The following is a 19,594-nucleotide window of genomic DNA, read 5'->3' as shown; positions in this document are numbered from 1 at the left end:
CTGTGTCTCCTATCCCGACAGGTTGAAGTTGCCGTCTCCGCCGTAGATGGCGAGGGAGACGAGAAGGGTTACGGTCACCACGGCGATGAGCGAGGTGCGGACGGCGTTTCCGACGGCGGTGCCGACTCCGGCGGGACCGCCGGCGGCGTTGTAGCCGTAGTAGGTGTGGATGAGCATGATCGTGATGGCCATCGCGATGGCCTGCACGAAGGACCAGAGGATGTCCGTGGGGATGAGGAACGTCGAGAAGTAGTGGTCGTAGACGCCCCCGGACTGTCCGTAGATCTCCACGGTCGCGAACCGGCTCGCCAGGAACGAGGCGATGACGGCGAGGGAGTACAACGGCACCACGGCGATCATCCCGGCGACGATCCGCGTGGAGACGAGGTAGGTGACCGAGTCGATCGCCATCACCTCGAGTGCGTCGATCTCCTCCGACACGCGCATCGCGCCCAACTGGGCGGTCGCACCGGCCCCGATGGTGGCCGCCAACCCGATGCCGGCGATCACCGGGGCGGCGATTCGCACGTTGATGAACGCCGCGAAGAAACCGGTGAGCGCCTCGACCCCGACATCCGTGAGCGACGAGAACCCCTGGACGGCGATCACGCCGCCGGTGGCCAGGGTGAGGAACCCGACGATCACCACGGTGCCGCCGATCATCGCCAGCGCGCCCGTACCCATGGCGATCTCGGCGATGAGCCGCAGCGTCTCCTTGCGGTAATGCGTGAGCGCCCGCGGCGTGGCCAGAAGCGCTCGCCAGAAGAACAGGGCGATGCCGCCGAAATCGTCGATCCTGCCGACGGTGTGGTGCCGGGCCCGCGCGAGGCGCGGGAACCGGGTGGTCTCGATGACGGTCACCTCACGCCCCCAGGACCTTGACGCCCACGGCGGTCACCACGGTGTTGACGACGAACAGCGCCATGAACGCGAAGACGACGGTCTCGTTGACCGCGTTGCCGACCTCCTTCGGACCACCGCGGACATAGAGCCCCTTGTAGCAGGCGACCAGCCCGGCGAGCATCCCGAACAACCCGGCCTTGACCTGCGCGAGTATCAACTCGCCGAGACCGGTGAGCAGCGTGATGCCGTTGACGAAGGCCCCCGGGTTGACTCCCTGGAGCAACACTGAGAAGAGGAACCCGCCGAGGATGCCGATGGTGCACACCAGCCCGTTGAGCAGGAGGGCGACGAAGGTCGACGCCGCGACCCGGGGCACCACCAGGCGCTTGACCGGATCGATGCCGAGCACCTCCATCGCGTCGATCTCCTCGCGGATGGTGCGCGCTCCGAGGTCTGCACAGATGGCGGTCGCGCCTGCGCCGGCGACGATGAGCACGGTGACCATGGGGCCCACCTGCGTCACCGCGCCGAGAGCGGCTCCGGCGCCGGACAGGTCGGCCGCGCCGATCTCGCGCAGCAGGATGTTGAGCGTGAAACTCACCAGGACCGTGAAGGGAATCGCCACCAGAACGGTGGCCAGCATCGAGACGCGGGCGATGAACCAGGACTGCTCGACGAACTCCCGGCCCTGTCGCACGATCGTCGGGAAGGAGACGAAGGTGTCCAGCGTCATGGCGACGAAGTCGCCGATCCCTCTGAGCGGCGCATCGATAACCCTCGCCATGGCGCCCCCTCCTGTCTTTTATCCCCCGGGCCACGCGCGGTCGGCCAACGTGGCCTGGACTACCCCGGCCTGAACAAGTGACCGCTTCGTGTGATCCCGATTACACAGTATCTAGAACGCGTTCTATCTGGCAAGGGCTTCCCCATCCCCCCGACCGGTGCCCCTGCCAGCTCGTGTCGGGGGAATCTAACACGCCCGACACACCAATAAGTCGTCCCCGGCGCGATCGATGTCGATCACGCCGGGGACGGGCCCGCCACTCAGAGCTTCATGATCTCCGCAGCGGAGAAGGACTTGCCCTCCGGGCGGCCTGACCAGTGCCCGGAGATCGCATCCGCGAACTCGCGACGGTCCCATACGCCGCCCTCTGCGTCGAACCTCTTCTCCACGACGGGCGCCTCCACGAGCGCCACCATCCCGCCGTATACCACGAACAGCTGACCCGTGACGTCCGCAGCAGCGGGCGAGGCCAAGTAGGACACGAGGTCCGCGACCCGGTCCGGCGAGAGCGGATCCGGCCCTTCGGAGGGGTCCCAGGGCTCAAAGACCGCCTCCGTCATCCCGGTGCGACCGCGCGGGGCGATCGCGTTGGCGGTGCAGCCGATGCGCTCCAGCACCCGCGACGCGGACAGCGTCAGCGCGGTGATCGCGGCCTTGGCCGCGCCGTAGTTGGCCTGGCCGGGCGGGCCGAAGAGCCCCGCCTCCGACGAGGTGTTGATGAGCCGGCCGTAGACCGGCCCCCCGGACTTCTTGCTCTCCTCGCGCCAGTGGGCGGCCGCATTGCGGGTGAGCAGGAAGTGACCGCGCAGATGCACCTTCACGACCGCGTCGAAATCCTCGTCGGAGAGGTTGAACAGCATCTTGTCGCGCGTGATCCCGGCATTGTTGACCACCACGTGCAGCCCACCGAGCTTGAGGGCCTCGGCCACCATGGCGTCGGCGGTCTCCCGCTCGGAGACGTCGCCCACGACGAGTGCCGCCTTGGCTCCGGCCGCCTCGATGTCCGCGATCACCGCGTCCGCGGCGTCACCGGCGCGGATGTCGTTGATGACCACCGCGGCCGCGCCCGACCTGGCGAGCTCGACCGCCTCGGCCGCGCCGAGACCCGAGCCGGACCCGGTGACCACGGCGACCCGGCCGTCGAGCGAGAGGTCCGCGTCGAGCTTCTCCCGACCCATCCCCGCGGTCACTCCGCGGCCTTCAGCGCGGCCATCGGGCACTTCTCCACAGCCTTGAGTGCGCGCTTCTGCAGGTCCTCGGGGACCTCGTCGACGATCACACGCACGACCTCGTCGTCGTCGTTCAGCTCGAAGACCTTCGGCGCCAGGCCGACGCACACGGCCTGCCCCTCGCAGCGGTCGGGATCGACTTCAATCCTCATGCCGTCCTCCTCGGTCGCACCCACGGCCACCATGGCCGCGAGATGGTTGGATACTATGTGAGACACGACACTAGAACGTGTTCCACTCACCGATGAGCTTAGGGCATATGGACATCACCTACACCACCGACCAGGAACGTCTGCGCGGGGAGTTGCGCGAGTATTTCTCGGCACTGATGACCCCTGAACGACGCGAGGCCTTCACCTCCACCACCGGCGAGTACGGGCACGGCGACGCGTACCGCGAGATCGTCGCGGAGATGGGCCGAGACGGCTGGCTGACACTGGGGTGGCCCGAAGAATTCGGCGGGAAGAACCGGCCGATGATCGAGCAGCTCATCTTCACCGACGAGGCCGCCATCGCCGGCGTCCCGGTGCCGTTCCTCACCATCAACTCCGTGGCGCCCACCATCATGGCGTTCGGCTCCGACGAGCAGAAGAACTACTTCCTGCCCCGGATCAGCCGCGGTGAGCTGCACTTCGGCATCGGCTACTCCGAGCCGGACTCCGGCACCGACCTCGCGTCGCTCCGCACGCGGGCGGTCCGCGAGCCCGGGACCGGTGAGCACGAGGGCGGCGAGGTCTACCGGATCAACGGTCAGAAGATGTGGACGTCGCTGGTGGCGTACGCCGACTGGATCTGGCTGGCCGCGCGCACCGATCCGGACGCCAAGCGCCACAAGGGCATCTCCATGATCATGGTGCCCACCGACGCCGAGGGCTTCTCGTGGACCCCGGTCCACACGATGGCCGGCCCGGACACCAGTGCCACCTATTACCAGGACGTGGTGGTCCCGGCGAGCAACCTCGTGGGCCCCGAGCACGGCGGCTGGCCGCTCATGACCAACCAGCTCAACCACGAGCGCGTCGCCCTGACCTCGGCGGGGCCGCTGCAGGCCTCACTGCGGCAGGTCGTGCAGTGGGCGCGCACCACCCGCTCGGCGGACGTCGGCATGCCCGGGGACGGCACCGTCATGGACAACGAGTGGGTGCGGACCCACCTGGCCCGCGTCCACGCGATGGCCGAGTACCTGGCCCTGCGCAACTGGGAGATCGTCTCCGCGGACACCGCCGCGCCCACCCGCATCGCCGCGTCGGCGACCAAGGTGTACGGGACCGAGACGGCGTGCGAGGCCTACCGGTTGCTCATGGAGGTCCTCGGATCGAGCGGCTACCAGCGCTCCCACTCCCCGACCGCCGCCCTGCACGGGCGCATCGAGCGCCTCCACCGATCGGCGCTCATCCTCACCTTCGGGGGCGGCACCAACGAGGTGCAGCGGGACATCATCGCCACCGCCGGATTGGGGCTGCCCCCGGCGCCACGTGTCGCCCCCGCGCCGTCCGCCAGCACCGCCCGGAAGGAGCGCTGACATGGATTTCTCCGTCGACGACACCACCGCGGAGCTGACCGCCCTCGTCCGGGACATGGGCGAGCGTCTGGTCACCGACGACTCCCTGCGCGAACTCGACGCCCGGTTCGGCCCCGGCACCGAATCCGGCGGAACCGACCGCGACACCGCCCGGTTCCACGCCCGCTACTGGGAGGAACTGGTCCGGGCCGGCGTCCCGGCCGCCCTCGCCCCGGAGTCGCTCGGCGGCGCCGGACTGGGGGTGATCGGCGAGGCCCTGGTCCTACGCGAGTTGGGCCGGGTCGTCGCCCCGGTCCCCCTGTCCCCCGCGATCCGCGCGGCCCACCTGCTCGAGGCGGCCGGGCAGACCGACCGCGCCACCGCCGTGGCGGAGGGGCGCGAGATCGCCGCTGTCGCCGACGGCTGGTCCGGCTCCGCACCGGAGGTGGACTGGGCGCCGATCGCCGATGTGATCGTCCGGAGGTCGGCCGACGGCGTACACGTGTCGGACGGCGCGGCGGTCACCGTGGAACGCACGATCCCCGTCGACTACTCGTGCAGCGGGCTCGTCACCGGTGACCCCGGTGACGCCACCGCACTCGCCGCCGGGGCGCTCGAGTTCGATGCCCTGCGCCGCCGCGTCCACCTTGCCGCCCACCAGTGGGGCGTGATCGAGGCCGCGCTCGAGCGCACCGCCACGTACGCGAGCACCCGCCACCAGTTCGGTCGCCCCATCGGCACGTTCCAGGCCGTCGCCGCCCGCCTGGCGGACGGGTCCATCGACGTCGACGCCGTGCGACTGTCCACCCTCCGCGCCGCCTACGAGCTCGACGCCTGCAGTGCAGAGGCCGCAGCGCGGGAGACCGTCGCCCTCGAGAGCACGGCCACCGCGCGGTCGGCCGTCGCCTCCGCCCACTTCTGGGCCTGCGACGCCGGCCACCGCCTCGCCCACACCACCGTGCACGTCCACGGAGGCGTCGGGCTGGACCGCTCCGAGCCCGCCCACCGCTACTTCCTCGCCGCGAAGGCCGGCGAGTTCCGCCTCGGCGGCGCCACCCGGCAACTGCTCGACCTGGGCGACCTGCTGGCCACCGCGGGCGACCCCTGGGAGTACTCGGCGTGAGCGGCGCGGTGAAGACGATCGCGGAGGTCGCCGCCCAGCCGTTCACCTCCGTCGCCGACGCGGTGCACGCCCTGCGCGCCGTCGGCGACCGCGGAATCTGGTCCGACGGCCGGCTCACGCCCTGGTCGGACGCCGTCGGCGCGGTGGCCGTGCGGATCGCGGCGCTTCGGGAACTGATGACCTCGTCGTCGCCGCCTTCGTCGTCGTCACCGTCACGCCCGCACATCGGCCTCCTCCTGGCCGGCACACCCGAGTACCTCCACCTGCTCGGCGCGGCGGCATGTTCGGAGCTCGTCGTGGCCGGGCTCAACCCCACGCGACGCGGCGAGGCTCTGATCCGCGACGCGGCCCTCGCCGACTGCGCGCTCATCCTCACGGACACCGACAACGCCGCACTGCTCGACGGGCTCGACCCCGGCGTGCCCGTGGTCTCCGTCGACTCCCCCGAGTGGACCGCACTGCTCGACCGGCACGCCGGCGCGGCGCTCCCCGAGGTGGCGGACGTGCCCGTCGGCCCCGACGACCTCGTCGCCCTGGTGTTCACCTCGGGCACGAGCGGCGACCCCAAGGCCGTCCGGATCACGCAGAGCAAGATCTCCGTGCCCGGCCGCATGCTCGCCGAGAGGTTCGGGATCGGTTCGGACGACTGCGTGTACAGCGCGATGCCGCTGTTCCACTCCAACGCCGTGATGGTGGCGTGGCCGATCGCCCTGTACTCCGGATGCTCGATCGCACTGCGGCGTCGCTTCTCCGCCTCCAACTGGCTCGACGACGTCCGGCGACACGGATGCACCTTCGCCAACTACGTCGGCGCACCACTGTCCTACATCCTGGCCACCCCCGAGCGACCCGACGACGCCGACAACCCGATGCGCGTGGTCTACGGCAACGAGGCGCCCGCCGACGTGCGTCGCGAGTTCGCCCGGCGCTTCGGCGTCACCGTGGTGGACGGGTTCGGTTCCAGCGAGGGCGGCATCTCCGTCACCCGTACGCCCGGGACCCCCGACGCCGCGCTCGGTCCACTGCCGGACGGGGTGCGGATCGTCGACCCGGAGTCCGGGGACGAGCGCCCCCGCGCCCGCTTCGACGACGCCGGTGTCCTGCTCAACGCCGACGAGTCCGTGGGTGAGATGGTCGCCGACGGGCCGGGCCTGTTCTCCGGGTACTACGGCGACCCCGCCGCCGACGCCGAGAGGATGCGCGGCGGCCGGTTCCACTCCGGTGACCTCGCGTACGTCGACGACGACGGATGGGTCTACTTCGCGGGCCGGTCCGGTGGCTGGATGCGCGTGGACGGGGAGAACCTGGCGGCGGCACCGATCGAACGCGTACTGCGGCGCCACCCCGATGTGGCCGAGGTCGGCGTGTACGCCGTGCCGGCGGAGACGGTGCGGGGCCCGGCCGTCATCGGCGACGCCGTCGCCGCGGCGGTGGTGCCTCGCGAGGGAGCAGACGTCTCGACCCTGGCCGACGGATTCGGTGATTTCCTCGCCGCCCAACCCGACCTCGGGCCCAAACAGTGGCCGTCGCTGCTCCGGATGACCGCCGCGCTGCCACGGACGGCCAGCTTCAAGTTCCGGGCCCGCGACCTCAGCTCGCTGGGCGCCGAATCGGCCGGGGACAGGGTCTGGGTCCGCGCCGACGGTGGAGGGGCCTTCACCCCCGGATGAGGTCGTCGGTAGGTTTGGCGTGTGGACCACGCCGTGAACCCCGACCTGCAGAATCCCGCCGGCGACGGCATCAATGACGATGCCGTCGCCGCCGACGACGACTTCGGCATCTCCGCGCCCGTCCCGCCCAAACCGCTGCTGCGGGGGTGGATCCACGCCGGCACCCTGCCCGTGGCGATCGCGCTGGGCGTCGTGCTCACCGTGCTCGCCGAGGGGACCGCGCTGACCTGGGCCTGCGCCGTGTTCCTGGCGACCTCGACCCTGCTGTTCGGGATCTCGGCCCTGTATCACCGGGTGAACTGGGGGCCACGCGCCGCAGCCCTGATGCGCCGGCTCGACCACTCCAACATCTTCCTGCTCATCGCCGGGACGTACACCCCCATGACGGTGGCGGCACTCGAGCCCCCGACCACCCAGATCCTGTTGACACTCGTGTGGGCGGGCGCCCTGCTGGGGATCCTGTTCCGCCTGTTCTGGCTGTCCGCGCCGCGCTGGCTGTACGTCGCCCTGTACATCGGCCTCGGCTGGACCGCGGTGTGGTTCGCCGGCGACCTCATCACCGCCAACCTCGCGGCCGTCATCCTGGTCATGGTCGGTGGCGTCGCCTACACCGGCGGCGCGGTGGTCTACGGCCTCAAGCGACCCGACCCGGCCCCCGGCGTCTTCGGTTTCCACGAGGTGTTCCACACGTGCACCGTGATCGCGTTCGCCTGCCACTGGGCCGCGATGCTGCTGTTCGTCCTGACCAGCTGATGACCTGCTGACGACCTGACGGCCGAGAATCCGCTATCCCGATTCCCGATCTGCTACCCGAATTGGGCTGGCGGATCCGGAATCCGAGTAGCGGATCTGGCTGATGACGGCGAGACAGGCCCGGCCGGTCAGGCCAGGGTCGCGCGCAGTCGCTCGACGGCGGCCTCGTACTCGGCGACGATCTGCGCCATCGTCTCGGCCACGGGCACCACGCCCTCGAGGGAGCCGATGATCTGTCCTGCCGGCATGGCCACGACCTCGGGATCCTGCGCCTCGGAGATCCGCTGGTGAGCCTCCGCGACGAGGATGTTCTGCAGCGGCATGGGCAGCGGGTCCGGCGCGTCGGCGGCGGCCCACGCCTCGGTCCACTTGCTCTTGAGCAGCCGCGCGGGCTTGCCCGAGTAGATGCGCGTGCGGACGGTGTCGCGGCTGGTCGCGGCAACGAGCGCCTTCTGCATGGCCTGCGACCCGCCGTCCTCGGCGTACTCGGCGGCCGTGAGCCAGCGCGATCCCATCCAGGCGCCCTGCGCGCCCATCCCGATCACGGACGCGACCTGGGTCCCGTCGCCGATGCCACCGGCGGCCAGCACCGGGGCCCGGCCGTCGAGGGCCTTGACGATCTCGGGGACCAGCACCATCGTCGCGACGTCGCCGGTGTGACCTCCCGCCTCGCCGCCCTGGGCGATCACGATGTCCACTCCGTTGTCGACGTGGGCCAGGGCGTGCTTGGTGGCGCCCGCGAGCGCGGCGACCTTCATCCCGTTCTCGTGCGCGAGGTCGATGATGTGCTTCGGCGGTGAACCCAACGCGTTGGCGATGAGTACCGGCCGGTGCTTGAGAGACATCTCCACATGCGACTGGGCGACCGAGTGCAGCCACCCGATCACGCCGGCGTTGTGCTCGGCGTCATCACCGAGCGGCGGGACGCCGAGGTCGTCGAGGACACGGGAAACGAACGACTTGTGCTCCTCGGGGATCATCGCGGCGATGTCCTCCGGGCTCCCCTCGGTGGGGACCTTGTTGGGCATGACGATGTCCACCCCGTACGGCTTGCCGTCGGTGTTCTCGTCCATCCAGGTGAGGACCTCGTCGAGTTCCGCGGCATCGTTGTACCGGACACACCCGAGCACGCCCATGCCGCCGGCACGGGTCACGGCGGCCGCGACGGCCTTGGACGGGGTGAACGCGAAGACCGGGTACTCGATCCCGAACTCCTCCGTGAGGGAAGTGCGAATGCTCACTTGCTGATCTCCTGGCTGTCGTCTGCGGGGCGGGACGCGGCGATGTCCGCGGCCCACCGGTAGTCGGGCTTGCCCGCGGGATTGCGCTTGACCGAGTTCTCGACCCAGACCGCGCGCGGGCACTTGTAGCGGGCGATCTCCGTGCGCGCGTGCTCGTTGATCTCCTCGATGGGCGGGCACTTGCCGTCCCGGGTGTGCAGCACGGCGGCGACCTTCTGCCCCATCCGCTCGTCGGGGATGCCGATCACCAGCGCGTCGAACACGTCGGGGTGCGTCTTGAGGGCCGCCTCGACCTCCTCCGGGTGCACCTTCTCGCCGCCGGTGTTGATCGACACCGAGCCGCGGCCGAGCATCGTGACGGTGCCGTCGGACTCGACCCGGGCGTCGTCGCCGGGGATGGAGTAGCGCTTGCCGTTGTATGTCTTGAACGTCGCCGCGGTCTTGGCCTCGTCCTTGTAGTACCCCAGCGGGATATGGCCGGTCCGGGCCACCTTGCCGATGACATCCGACCCGGGCCGGATCTCGTTGCCGTCGTCGTCGAGGACCGTGGTCTCGCCGTCGATCTTCACGCGCGGACCGCCGGTGTGGGTCTTCCCCTTCTCCGCCAGTGCGATGCCCGAGAAGCCCGTCTCCGACGACCCGATGGAGTCCGAGATCATCGCGTTGGGGAAGGCCTCGATGAACTGGTCCTTGACCGAGGGCGAGAAGAGGGCAGCCGAGGACCCGATGTAGAAGAGCGACGAGGGGTCGTACTTCTCCGCGTCCCAGGCCTCGATCATCGGTCGCGCCATCGCGTCACCGGTGATGAACATCAGGTTGATCTTGCGGTCCGTGACCGTCTGCCAGACCGTCTCCGCGTCGAATTCCGGGATGAGCACACTCGTGTGACCGGCGAACAGGGCCATGAGGATCGCCCACTGGGCTCCGCCGTGGATGAGCGGCGGTAGCGCGGCCCGGACCAGGACCCCGCCGTCGACGGCCTTGTTCGCCAACTCCCACTCGTCGGCGACCCGCTCCCCCGTGAGGAAGTCGATGCCACCGCCCAGGACCATGAACACGTCCTCCTGGCGCCACATGACGCCCTTCGGCGAACCCGTGGTGCCACCCGTGTACAGCATGTAGATGTCGTCGTTCGAGCGCTCGCCGAAGTCCCGCTCCGGGGACTGCGCCGCCAGGGCGTCCTCGTAGTGCGCCACGGAGACGCTCTCGGGGACCACCGGGTCCGGTCCGTCGGTCCCGTCCTCGAACACCAGGCAGTGCCGGACCCCCGGGGTCCTGGGCAGGGCCTCGGCCAGGGTCTGCGAGTACCGCCGCTCGTGGATCACCGCGACGGCGTCGGAGTTGTCGAGGAGGTACTCGAGCTCGGCAGGGACGTAGCGGAAGTTCACGTTGACCATGACCGCGCGGATTTTGAAGATCGCGACCATGGCCTCGACGGCCTCGATGGTGTTGCGGCTGTACACCGCGACCTTGTCATCGGGCCCCACCCCCACCGACTGCAGGTGGTGAGCAAGACGGTTGGCACGGTCCTCGAACTCCCGGAAGCTGAGCTCACGATCACCCTGGACGAGCACGAGCCGGTCGGGGACACGGTCCACGCTGTGTTCTACGAGATCTCCGATGGTGTACGCCATGCCCCCAAACTAGAACGTGTTACCTTCCCGTGGTGTGGGTTACATCGAACCCGGCATAAAGAAATCCTCCAGGAGGCCCCAGATGACCAGCGTCGCGACGCCCGAGGACCAGCACCTGCTCACCGAGCGGCGTGGGCACGTCCTGATCGTCACCATGAACCGCCCCGAGGCCAGGAACGCCCTGTCCGGGCCGATGATGCGGGGCATGGAGGCCGCCTGGGATCTGGTGGACTCCGACCCCGACATCCGGGCGTGCATTCTCACCGGCGCGGGCGGGTTCTTCTGCGCGGGCGCCGACCTCAAGGCCATGAACTCCGACGCCCCGGGGGACAAGTTCGCCGGCGGCGGCTGGGATCTCACGACGCTCCCGGCCCTGCTCAAGGGCCGTCGACTGAGCAAGCCGCTCATCGCCGCGGTCGAGGGGCCGGCCATCGCGGGCGGCACCGAGATCCTGCAGGGCACCGACATCCGCGTCGCCGGACGGTCCGCGAAGTTCGGTGTCTCCGAGGCGCGGTGGGGCCTGTACCCGCTCGGCGGTTCGGCGGTCCGGCTCGTGCGCCAGATCCCGTACACCGTCGCGATGGAGGTCCTCATGACGGGCCGCCACCTCACCGCCGAGGAGGCCGAGCGGTTCGGGCTCATCGGCCACGTCGTCGACGACGGATCGGCCCTCGACAAGGCCCTAGAGATCGCCGACCTCATCGCCGCGAACGGTCCGCTGGCGGTCCGGGGGATGATCGAGACCATCCGTCGCACCGAGGGCATGCACGAGGAGGAGGCCTTCCGCGTCGACGCCGAGGTGGGCGGGCGGGTCTTCGCCTCCGCCGACGCGAAGGAGGGCCCGCGGGCGTTCGCCGAGAAGCGCAAGCCCGAGTTCCGGGGGGAATGACCTCGCCTCGGTCCGTGCCACTATAAGCTTCAGCTGAGAAATGTTGACACGGAAGGTGAGGCGAGCCAATGACTGGAACAGGGCCGAGGGTCGTGATCGCCGACGACGACGAGGACATCCGTGAGCTCGTCGCCTTCAAGCTCGACAACGCCGGATACGAGATCCGCACCGCCCGCGACGGGGTGGAGGCCCTCGAGGCGATCACGAGCTTCGCCCCGTCACTGGCCATCCTCGACATCATGATGCCCGGTCTGTCCGGGCTCGACGTCCTCCGGCGCCTGCGGGACGGTGAGGGGCCGGAGGACTGCCGCGTCCTGCTCCTCACCGCCCGCGCCCGGGATTCCGAGGTCGACGCGGGGTTCGCGGCGGGTGCCGACGACTACGTCATCAAACCCTTCAGTCCCCGGGAGCTACTCCGCCGGGTCGACGCGTTGCTCGGCCGGTAGAACTGCGGACCGCCCGGTGATCCTCTCGTACGACGACCCCTCGCCCTCCCTGCTCGACGACGTCGCGCCCGAGGTCGCGTCCGGCGTCCTCACCACATCGCTGTGGATCCTGGTCGCCTCCATCGCCGTGCTGATCCTCGTGATGGTGTGGGCTCACGCGGCGCGGATCAGCCGCGGTCGTCGCGTCGAGCGAATCCTGCGGCCGATCCGGCCGCGACTGCTCGCGCTCGCCGCGGACGAGGAGCCGACCGACGAGCCCACCGGCAGGCTGGGCGGGTACCGGGCGCGCGTGGTCGACAGGGCCGTTCTCGACCTGCTCGGCAAGGTCCGCGGCGGAGCCGTCACCGCGCTGGTCGACATCCTCGATCGTCACGGCACCGTCGACGGCGCGGTCCGAGGCACCAGCTCGTGGTCGTCCACCACCCGGGCCCGGTCAGCCCAGGTACTCGGGGCGACACGGCGCCGTGAGCACGCGTCCACACTGGCGGGCCTGCTCTCCGACCGGGACCGCGCGGTCCGCGCGACCGCCGTGCGCGCCCTGGGGGTCATCGGCGACGCCACGTTCTCCGACTCGGTGCTACGCGCTGTCCGCGAGGTCGACGGCATCTCCGGGGTGCCCGCCTACGTCGCCGCGGATGCCCTCTTGGCCATGGGCGACGACGTCCGCGAGGCGGTGCGACGGGGCCTCGACGACCCGGATCCCGGCGTACGGTACGTCGCCGCCACGGTCGCGGCGCGCGGTGGCATGGCCTCCCTGCTGCCCCGGCTCCTGCAACTGTTCCGCACCGACCGCGACGAGCGGGTCCGCGCGGCCGCCGCGCGCACGCTGGGGATGATCGGCGACGGCCGGGTCATCGACGACCTCGGGCGAGCCCTCGGGGCACACGAACCGGCGACCGTGCGGCTGGCCGCCGCCACCGCCCTCGGGGAACTGGGCGCCCCGGCCGCGATCCCGCCCCTGCGCTCGGTCCTGACCGACGCCGACCGGCGACTGGCCGAGGTGGCCGCCGGTGCGCTCGCCTCCCTCGGCCGGAGGGGTGAGGCCGTCCTCGTCGACGCCCTGGAACGCGGCACCATCCCGCCGGAGATCTCCGTCCGGGACACCTCGACCGTCTCGGACGACGACCTGGCGGCCCTCGCCTCGCTGGGCGCCGTGACGGCCATCGGCATCCGCGAACGCAAGCCCGACCTGTACGATCTCGCCACGAGCGCCCGGCGGGCCGGCGAGCCCACCCATCAGGATGCCCACCGGGACGAGGAGCCGGCCCCGTGATCGAGACACTCCGCGTGGTGATCGCGACGCTGCTGGACCTGATCGCCTGGCCCATCCTGCTCTACTTCGTGCTCATCAACTCCTCGTACCTGGTGCTCGTGATCGCCGCGGCCGTGGACTTCCGGAGCACGCGTCGTCGTCGTCGTCATTCCGGTCGCGTCGAACGTCTCGGCAGCCACACGGCGCCGGGGGTCTCGGTGGTCGTCCCCGCCTACAACGAGGCAGCCGGCGTCGTCGAGGCCGCCCGGTCACTCCTCGGACTGCGCTACCACCGCCACGAGGTGATCGTCGTCAACGACGGGTCCTCCGACGAGACCCTCCGCGTCCTCGTCGAGGCGTTCGATCTGGTCCGTGCCGACCGTGAGGTGCCCTACGACATCCCGACCCGGCAGGTGCCCCGCGGTCTCTACGTCCCGCGCGACGGATACACCCGGCTCACCGTCATCGACAAAGCCAACTCGGGGCGCTCGGACTCCGTCAACGTCGGCATCAACACCGCGGTGGAGGACCTCATCATCTGCGTCGACGGCGATTCACTGTTGGACCCCGATGCGTTGCTCATCGTCACCGAGCCGTTCGCGGACGACCCGCTTCGCACCGCTGCCACCGGCGGTGTCGTGCGGGTCGCCAACGGGTGCACCATCCGGTCCGGGCAGATCGTCGACGTCCGGATGCCACGCAACCTCCTCGCCCAGATCCAGGCGCTCGAATATCTACGGTCGTTCTTCCTGGGCCGCTCCGGGTGGTCCAAGCTGCGGGCGCTGATCCTCATCTCCGGCGCCTTCGGCTGCTTCCGACGCGACCTGCTCGTGGAGGTCGGTGGACTCGACCCTGATTCCATCGGCGAGGACTTCGAACTCGTCATGCGCCTCCACCGTCTACTCCGCGAGCGCGACGAGGACTACCAGGTGACGTTCGTCCCCGAGCCTGTGTGCTGGACAGAGGTGCCGGAGACCCTGAAGGTTCTCGGCAAGCAACGCGCGCGATGGCACCGCGGGCTCTGGGAGACGTTGGTCAAACACCGCGTGATGTTCGGCAATCCGCGATACGGACGGGCCGGCACGCTCGCCGTCCCCTACTACTGGGCTTTCGAACTGTTCGCGCCCCTCATCGAGGCGGTCGGCCTGGTGCTCATGGTCCTGGGGTTCGTCCTGGGTCTGGTCAATCCCACCACCTTCTGGTTGTTCCTCGCCGTGGCCTACGGGTATGCGATAGTCGTCGCACTCACCGCAGCCGCCGTAGACGAGGTGTACTTCTCTCGTTACCACCGGTTCGGGAGCATGCTCTCCCTCATCGCCTCGTCGGTCCTCGAGAACATCGGCTACCGCCAGCTCCACGTCATCTGGCGCCTCCGGGGCTGGTGGCAGGCGCTGCGCGGGAGCGAGCAGCAGTGGGGCGTCATGACGCGCCGCGGCTTCACCACGGAGGGGGCGTCGTGACGGAAGCAGCGACGACCCCGGATTCCGGACGGCCCGCCGAGAAGGTCTCCGAGGTCCTGCGCCGCAAGAGCCGCAGCATGCTGATCCTCGTGGTGGTGATCGCGCTGCTGGGGCCCACCCTCCTGCTGATCCAGTTCTACTTCTCCCAGCGCACCAGCACCATCTACACCCCCGTCGTCGACACCACCAGCCGGTTGGTGATCGCGATGCGTTGGGCCCAGTCGGATCTGCGGATGGATCGCGCGTACGGCCTGCCCGGCGCGGAGGACAGGTTGCGGGTGCTCGAGACCGACTCGCGGGAGGCCCTGACCGAGCTGCAGGGTCTGGTCGAGGACGACGACGCCTTCTCCCCCGCCCTCGGCAAGCTCACCGCGGCGTCCGAATCGTGGTGGCGCTACGCCGAGGCGGTCGTCGGGACGACACCCGACCTGCCGCCCGGGTCGACCCCGATCAGCCAGCAGGAGAACATCGACGCCGTCATGGACTTCACGGCGATGGTCACCGCCGCCGACACCCTGCTCTCCGCGGCCATGGACAAGCGGGCGGAGATGCGCACCTGGCGGACGGTCACGCTGTGGAGCGGGTACGCGCTGACCTTCGTGATCATCTTCCTGGCCTCCACCGCGATCATCCGTGACACCCGCCGGACCGCCCGGACGATCGTCGACCCCATCGAGAAACTCGCCGACGTGGCCCGGAACGACACCGAGGGCGGACGAGGGGCCCGCGCCCGCACCGACGAGGGCCCGACGGAAGTCCGCGCGCTCGCCGCGGCGTTCAACGTGCTGTTGGACGCCAGAGATGACTACGAGGCGGGCCAGGAGGAGCACGTCCGCAGGCTCGAGGAACTGGACCGGCAGAAGGACGACTTCGTCTCCACGGTCAGCCACGAACTCCGCACGCCGCTGGCCTCGATCATCGGCTACACCGAGATGCTGTGCGACGGCGACGGCGGCGACCTCACCCCCGCCCAGCATCGTCTGGTCTCGGTGGTCCAGCGCAACGCGGACCGGCTCAAGGGCCTGATCGAGGACCTGCTCACGCTCAGCCGGATCGAGGCCAGGGGCCTCGACATCGACCACGACCGGCTCCACCTCGACGCCGTGGTGGGTCACGTCCTCGAGTCGCTCCGGCCCGTGGCCGCCCGCGCCGGCCTCACGCTTGCCGAGCGGATCGAACCGGCCGAGGTCACGGGCGACTCACTGCAGCTCGAGCGGGCGGTGACCAACCTGGTGAGCAACGCCATCAAGTTCACCCCGGAGGGTGGATCGGTCACCGTGACCCTCACCGCGGACGACGACGCAGCGACCGTCACCGTGGCCGACACCGGCATCGGTATCCCCGAGGCCGAGCACGAGCACCTGGGTACGCGGTTCTTCCGGTCGAGCACCGCCCAGCGTGGGTCCATCCCCGGAACCGGCCTGGGGCTGAGCATCGTCCAGGCGATCGCCGAGGGTCACGACGGCGGCCTGGATTTCGACTCGGCGGAGGGCGAGGGCACCACCTTTCGGCTGACCGTGCCGCTGCACCACGTCCGCACCCCCGGGGACCGCGGCCTGGGACGCAGCGGCCTCGGGGGCGGGCCCCCCGCTACAGCTTGAGCCGTGTCCGTACCTGCATCGCCCCCAGGTATCCCGAGGCCATCCGCTGCTTGTCCTTGGTGAACGGCGGCACCATCATCTCCGAGACGTTGTAGGCGAACGAGTGGTGCGCAACCGCCCGCTCGTGGGTGAACGTCCGGAAGCCGTAGTGGCCGTGGTACCCGCCCATCCCCGAGTTGCCGACGCCGCCGAACGGGATGGCGGACGAGGCCATGCCGATCCCGAAGTCGTTGCCGTAGATGTTGCCGGAGCGGGTGCGGTCGGCGACGGTCTCGAAGCGCTCGTTCTTGTCGCCGTACCAGTACAGGACCAGGGGGCTGGGCCGGTCGTTGACGTAGCGGATCGCCTCGTCGAGGCCCCTGTAACCGAAGACGGTGAGGACGGGCCCGAAGACCTCGTCGGAGTCGATCTCCATGTCCGGGGTCACGCCGGTGAGCAGGGTGGGCGCGATCTTGCGGCCGACCGGGTCGGGCAGCCGTTCGCCGGCCGGCGCGGCGTCGCGTTTGCCGGCGCCCTTCCCCACCGCGTCGTCGATCAGCCCGACGATCCGCTCATAGTTCGAGGTGTTGATGGTGGCCGTGTACTCGGGGTTTCCGACGATCGCGGGCAGGCTGGTGCGCCACTGGTCGAGCACGGTGTCGCAGAACGTGTCGAGGTGGTCGCGGGGCACGAAGACGTAGTCCGGGCACATGCACACCTGACCGCCGTTGACCAGGCGGGACGAGGCGATACTGCGGGCTGCGCGGTCGATGTCGGCGCTGGTGTCGACGATGACAGGGTTCTTGCCGCCCAGTTCGAGGGTGACGGGGGTGAGATTCTCCGCGGCGTCCTTGGCGACGGACTTGCCGACCCCGGGCGAGCCGGTGAAGAACAGGTGGTCGAAGGGCAGGACGGAGAAGTCCGATCCACGGCCGTGTTCGGGTCCGGCGATCGCGAGTTCGTCGACGGCGAAATACTCCGGTGCCAGCTGGCACAGGGCTTCGGTGGTGTGCGCGGTGACCGAGGACGGCCGGATCATCACCCGGTTGCCGGCGCCGAGGGCGGAACCGGCGGGCACGATCGTGAGGTACAGCGGGAAGTTCCACGGTCCGATGATGCCGACGACCCCCTTGGGGTCGTGCCGGACCTGTTGGGTGAAGCCCACCGCCTCCAGGGCTCGGGACACGCGCGTGGGGCGCATCCACTTCTTGATGTTGCCGCGCTGGTGGTCCAGGTCGGGGATGGAGGAGGCGATGTCGGTGAGGGTGGAGAAGGTCTCCGGCCGGGAACCGTAGTCCTCGCGCATCGCCTCGGTGAGGTCGGCGGCGTTGTCCAGGACGAGGCGTTTGAGGCGCAGGATCCGGTCCCGGCGGATCTTCACGCCCGGCTGGGGGTCGGCGAGGAACGCCTGCTGCTGCCGCTCGAGGATCTGCGCGAGCGTGAGATCGCGCGCGGTGGGGGTTCTGGTCATGCGTCCAGGGTAGAACGCGTTCTCGACGCGCGTCGGGGATCCGACGACGACGAGGGCCCGCCCCTGCCCAGACCTACTTCGCGTCTGCCCAGTACGGATCCTTCAGCGTGCGCTTCATCAGCTTCCCGTTGGCCTGGCGGGGCAGCTCGTCCACCACGTCGATCGAACGCGGCATCTTGAACTTCGCCAGCCGACCGGAAAGGTCCTCGAGGATCTGCGACTTGAGCTCGTCGGACTCGGGGTAGCCCTCCGCGAGTTCGATGACGGCCTTGACCTCCTCGCCCCAGTCCTTGTGCGGGATCCCAAAGACCGCCGCGTCGCGGACCGCCTCGTGGCGGGTCATCTCGGACTCGATCTCGGCTGGGTAGATGTTCACGCCGCCGGAGATGATCATGTCGTTCTTGCGGTCACACAGGAACAGGTAGCCGTCTTCATCGACGTACCCGATGTCACCCATGGTGAACAGCTCGCCGACATACGTCTTCGCCGTCTTCTCCGCGTCCTGGTGGTACTCGAACTTGGAGCCGTGCATCTGCAGGTAGACGTTCCCGATCTCGCCGGTGGGCAGCTCGTTGCCGTCGTCGTCGAGGATCTTCAGGGTGGTGGTCTTCCAGGGCCGCCCCACGCTGCCGGGCTTGCGCAGCCACTCCTCGCCGGTGATGGTGCAACCCCCACCCTCGGTGCCGGCGTAGTACTCGGTGAGCACCGGTCCCCACCAGTCAAGCATGGCCTGCTTGACGTGCTTGGGGCACGGCGCGGCGCCGTGGACGATCGTGCGCAGGCTCGACACGTCGTACTTCGCGCGCACGTCCTCGGGCAGCTCGAGCAGTCGGGAGAACTGGGTCGGCACCATGTGCGACTGGGTGACGCCGTGGGCGTCGATGAGCCGCAGCATCTCCTCGGGCGTCCACTTGTCCATGAGGACTGCGGCCTGCCCGAGGTTGAGCGAGATGGTGACGAAGTTGAGCACGGCCGTGTGGTACAGCGGCGAGCCGCAGATGTGCACGTTGTCCGGCGCCTGGATGTCGAACCCGGCGAAGAAGTAGTAGTTGGGGACCGTCACCTGGTCGGGCGAGGCGCCGGTGAGCGGGCGACGCACACCCTTGGGGCGTCCGGTGGTGCCGGAGGTGTAGAGCATCGGGGCGCCGAGGGTCCGGGACGATGGCAAGGGGTCCTCCCCCTGCGCCGGAGCGGTGAGCTCGGCGAGCGGACGGAACCCGGGGACGTCGCCGATCGCGTAGCAGCGGGCGGGGTCGAGCCCGGCCTCGGAAGCGGCGGCGGTCGCGACGTCGGCGAAACGCTCGTCGGCGATGAACACCGTCGATCCCGAGTTCTCGAGGATGTAGGCCACCTCGGGGCCCGTGAGGTGCCAGTTCGCGGGAGCCACGTAGAGCCCGATCTCGATCGCCGCGTAGTAGACCTCGAGAAAGCCGATGCTGTTCGGCGCCAGGAGGACGATGCAATCCCCGGCCTCCAGTCCGAGTTCGCGCAGGCCGCGGGCGTAACCGTGGGCGACGCCCGCGAGTTCGCCGAAACTCACCTGGCGGCCGGGGGCGTCGGCGGATCCGCCCTCGATCACCGCGACGCGGTCGGGCTCGGCCTCGGCAATGCGGTAGACGCTGGTGACGTGCTCACCGTTTCGCGGGTCCAGGACTCCGGCGTCGGCGGGAACGGAAGGCGAGGGTGCACTCATGCACCCCATAGTAGAACCTGTTCTA

General features: G+C 69.7%; 17 protein-coding genes. 9 read left to right on the top strand and 8 right to left on the bottom strand.

Annotated elements, in window-relative coordinates:
* Window positions 1-9 precede the first annotated feature (9 nt).
* The 4 genes from VZF99_RS03040 to VZF99_RS03025 form a co-directional block, all read right to left on the bottom strand.
* A complete protein-coding gene (locus VZF99_RS03040; RefSeq protein WP_371607075.1) occupies window positions 10-852 on the bottom strand; it encodes an MlaE family ABC transporter permease in 843 nt (280 codons plus the stop codon).
* 10 nt (window positions 853-862) lie between these two features.
* A complete protein-coding gene (locus VZF99_RS03035) occupies window positions 863-1,627 on the bottom strand; it encodes an ABC transporter permease (protein WP_096906016.1) in 765 nt (254 codons plus the stop codon).
* A gap of 260 nt (window positions 1,628-1,887) precedes the next feature.
* Window positions 1,888-2,805 (bottom strand): 3-oxoacyl-ACP reductase, encoded by a 918-nt coding sequence (locus VZF99_RS03030; protein ID WP_120285142.1) that lies wholly within the window; start codon window positions 2,803-2,805, stop codon window positions 1,888-1,890.
* Window positions 2,806-2,813: 8 nt separating this feature from the next.
* A complete protein-coding gene (locus VZF99_RS03025; protein ID WP_067712138.1) occupies window positions 2,814-3,008 on the bottom strand; it encodes a ferredoxin in 195 nt (64 codons plus the stop codon).
* Window positions 3,009-3,115: 107 nt separating this feature from the next.
* Here VZF99_RS03025 and VZF99_RS03020 point away from each other — a divergent pair, with 107 nt between their 5' ends.
* From VZF99_RS03020 to VZF99_RS03005, 4 genes are read left to right on the top strand one after another with little or no spacing between them, the layout of a single operon-like run.
* The gene (locus tag VZF99_RS03020) at window positions 3,116-4,378 is read left to right on the top strand and encodes an acyl-CoA dehydrogenase family protein (protein WP_096906017.1); all 1,263 of its coding nucleotides are present in this window, start codon (window positions 3,116-3,118) and stop codon (window positions 4,376-4,378) included.
* 1 nt (window position 4,379) lies between these two features.
* Window positions 4,380-5,480: an acyl-CoA dehydrogenase family protein gene (locus VZF99_RS03015; RefSeq protein WP_407335682.1), complete on the top strand. Its 1,101-nt coding sequence runs from the start codon at window positions 4,380-4,382 to the stop codon at window positions 5,478-5,480.
* Window positions 5,477-7,150 carry an AMP-binding protein gene (locus tag VZF99_RS03010; protein WP_407335681.1) on the top strand — a complete coding sequence of 558 codons (1,674 nt, stop codon included), beginning with the start codon at window positions 5,477-5,479 and terminating at the stop codon, window positions 7,148-7,150. The genes VZF99_RS03015 and VZF99_RS03010 overlap by 4 nt, the downstream gene beginning before the upstream one ends.
* Before the next feature lie 21 nt (window positions 7,151-7,171).
* Window positions 7,172-7,903: a PAQR family membrane homeostasis protein TrhA gene (locus VZF99_RS03005; protein WP_407335680.1), complete on the top strand. Its 732-nt coding sequence runs from the start codon at window positions 7,172-7,174 to the stop codon at window positions 7,901-7,903.
* Between the two features lie 128 nt (window positions 7,904-8,031).
* Here the strand turns inward: VZF99_RS03005 and VZF99_RS03000 are convergent, their stop codons facing one another.
* The gene (locus VZF99_RS03000; protein WP_173674834.1) at window positions 8,032-9,138 is read right to left on the bottom strand and encodes a nitronate monooxygenase family protein; all 1,107 of its coding nucleotides are present in this window, start codon (window positions 9,136-9,138) and stop codon (window positions 8,032-8,034) included.
* A 2-nt stretch (window positions 9,139-9,140) separates the two neighbouring features.
* Entirely contained in the window at window positions 9,141-10,778 is a 1,638-nt protein-coding gene (locus VZF99_RS02995; RefSeq protein WP_407335679.1) for an acyl-CoA synthetase, read from the bottom strand.
* Between the two features lie 82 nt (window positions 10,779-10,860).
* Between VZF99_RS02995 and VZF99_RS02990 the strand changes: the two genes are divergently transcribed.
* From VZF99_RS02990 to VZF99_RS02970, 5 genes are all read left to right on the top strand, one after another.
* Window positions 10,861-11,667 carry a crotonase/enoyl-CoA hydratase family protein gene (locus VZF99_RS02990; protein ID WP_096906022.1) on the top strand — a complete coding sequence of 269 codons (807 nt, stop codon included), beginning with the start codon at window positions 10,861-10,863 and terminating at the stop codon, window positions 11,665-11,667.
* A gap of 68 nt (window positions 11,668-11,735) precedes the next feature.
* On the top strand, window positions 11,736-12,113 hold the full coding sequence (locus tag VZF99_RS02985; protein WP_185951233.1) for a response regulator: 378 nt from the start codon (window positions 11,736-11,738) through the stop codon (window positions 12,111-12,113).
* Between the two features lie 16 nt (window positions 12,114-12,129).
* Window positions 12,130-13,386: a HEAT repeat domain-containing protein gene (locus VZF99_RS02980; protein ID WP_407335678.1), complete on the top strand. Its 1,257-nt coding sequence runs from the start codon at window positions 12,130-12,132 to the stop codon at window positions 13,384-13,386.
* Window positions 13,383-14,825, top strand: a complete 1,443-nt coding sequence (locus tag VZF99_RS02975) for a glycosyltransferase family 2 protein (protein WP_407335677.1) — start codon at window positions 13,383-13,385, stop codon at window positions 14,823-14,825. The genes VZF99_RS02980 and VZF99_RS02975 overlap by 4 nt, the downstream gene beginning before the upstream one ends.
* Window positions 14,822-16,426: a sensor histidine kinase gene (locus VZF99_RS02970; RefSeq protein WP_407335676.1), complete on the top strand. Its 1,605-nt coding sequence runs from the start codon at window positions 14,822-14,824 to the stop codon at window positions 16,424-16,426. The genes VZF99_RS02975 and VZF99_RS02970 overlap by 4 nt, the downstream gene beginning before the upstream one ends.
* Here the strand turns inward: VZF99_RS02970 and VZF99_RS02965 are convergent.
* Window positions 16,416-17,876, bottom strand: coding sequence for an aldehyde dehydrogenase family protein (locus VZF99_RS02965; RefSeq protein WP_407335675.1), 1,461 nt, complete (start codon window positions 17,874-17,876; stop codon window positions 16,416-16,418). The genes VZF99_RS02970 and VZF99_RS02965 overlap by 11 nt on opposite strands.
* A gap of 73 nt (window positions 17,877-17,949) precedes the next feature.
* A complete protein-coding gene (locus VZF99_RS02960; RefSeq protein WP_407335674.1) occupies window positions 17,950-19,569 on the bottom strand; it encodes an acyl-CoA synthetase in 1,620 nt (539 codons plus the stop codon).
* Window positions 19,570-19,594: the final 25 nt, after the last annotated feature.

The organism is Dietzia kunjamensis (assembly GCF_045689975.1).
In the GTDB taxonomy this organism is placed as follows: Bacteria; Actinomycetota; Actinomycetes; order Mycobacteriales; family Mycobacteriaceae; genus Dietzia; species Dietzia kunjamensis.
Note: the sequence above shows the minus strand (reverse complement) of the source record. Positions and strands in the feature narration are given on the sequence as shown.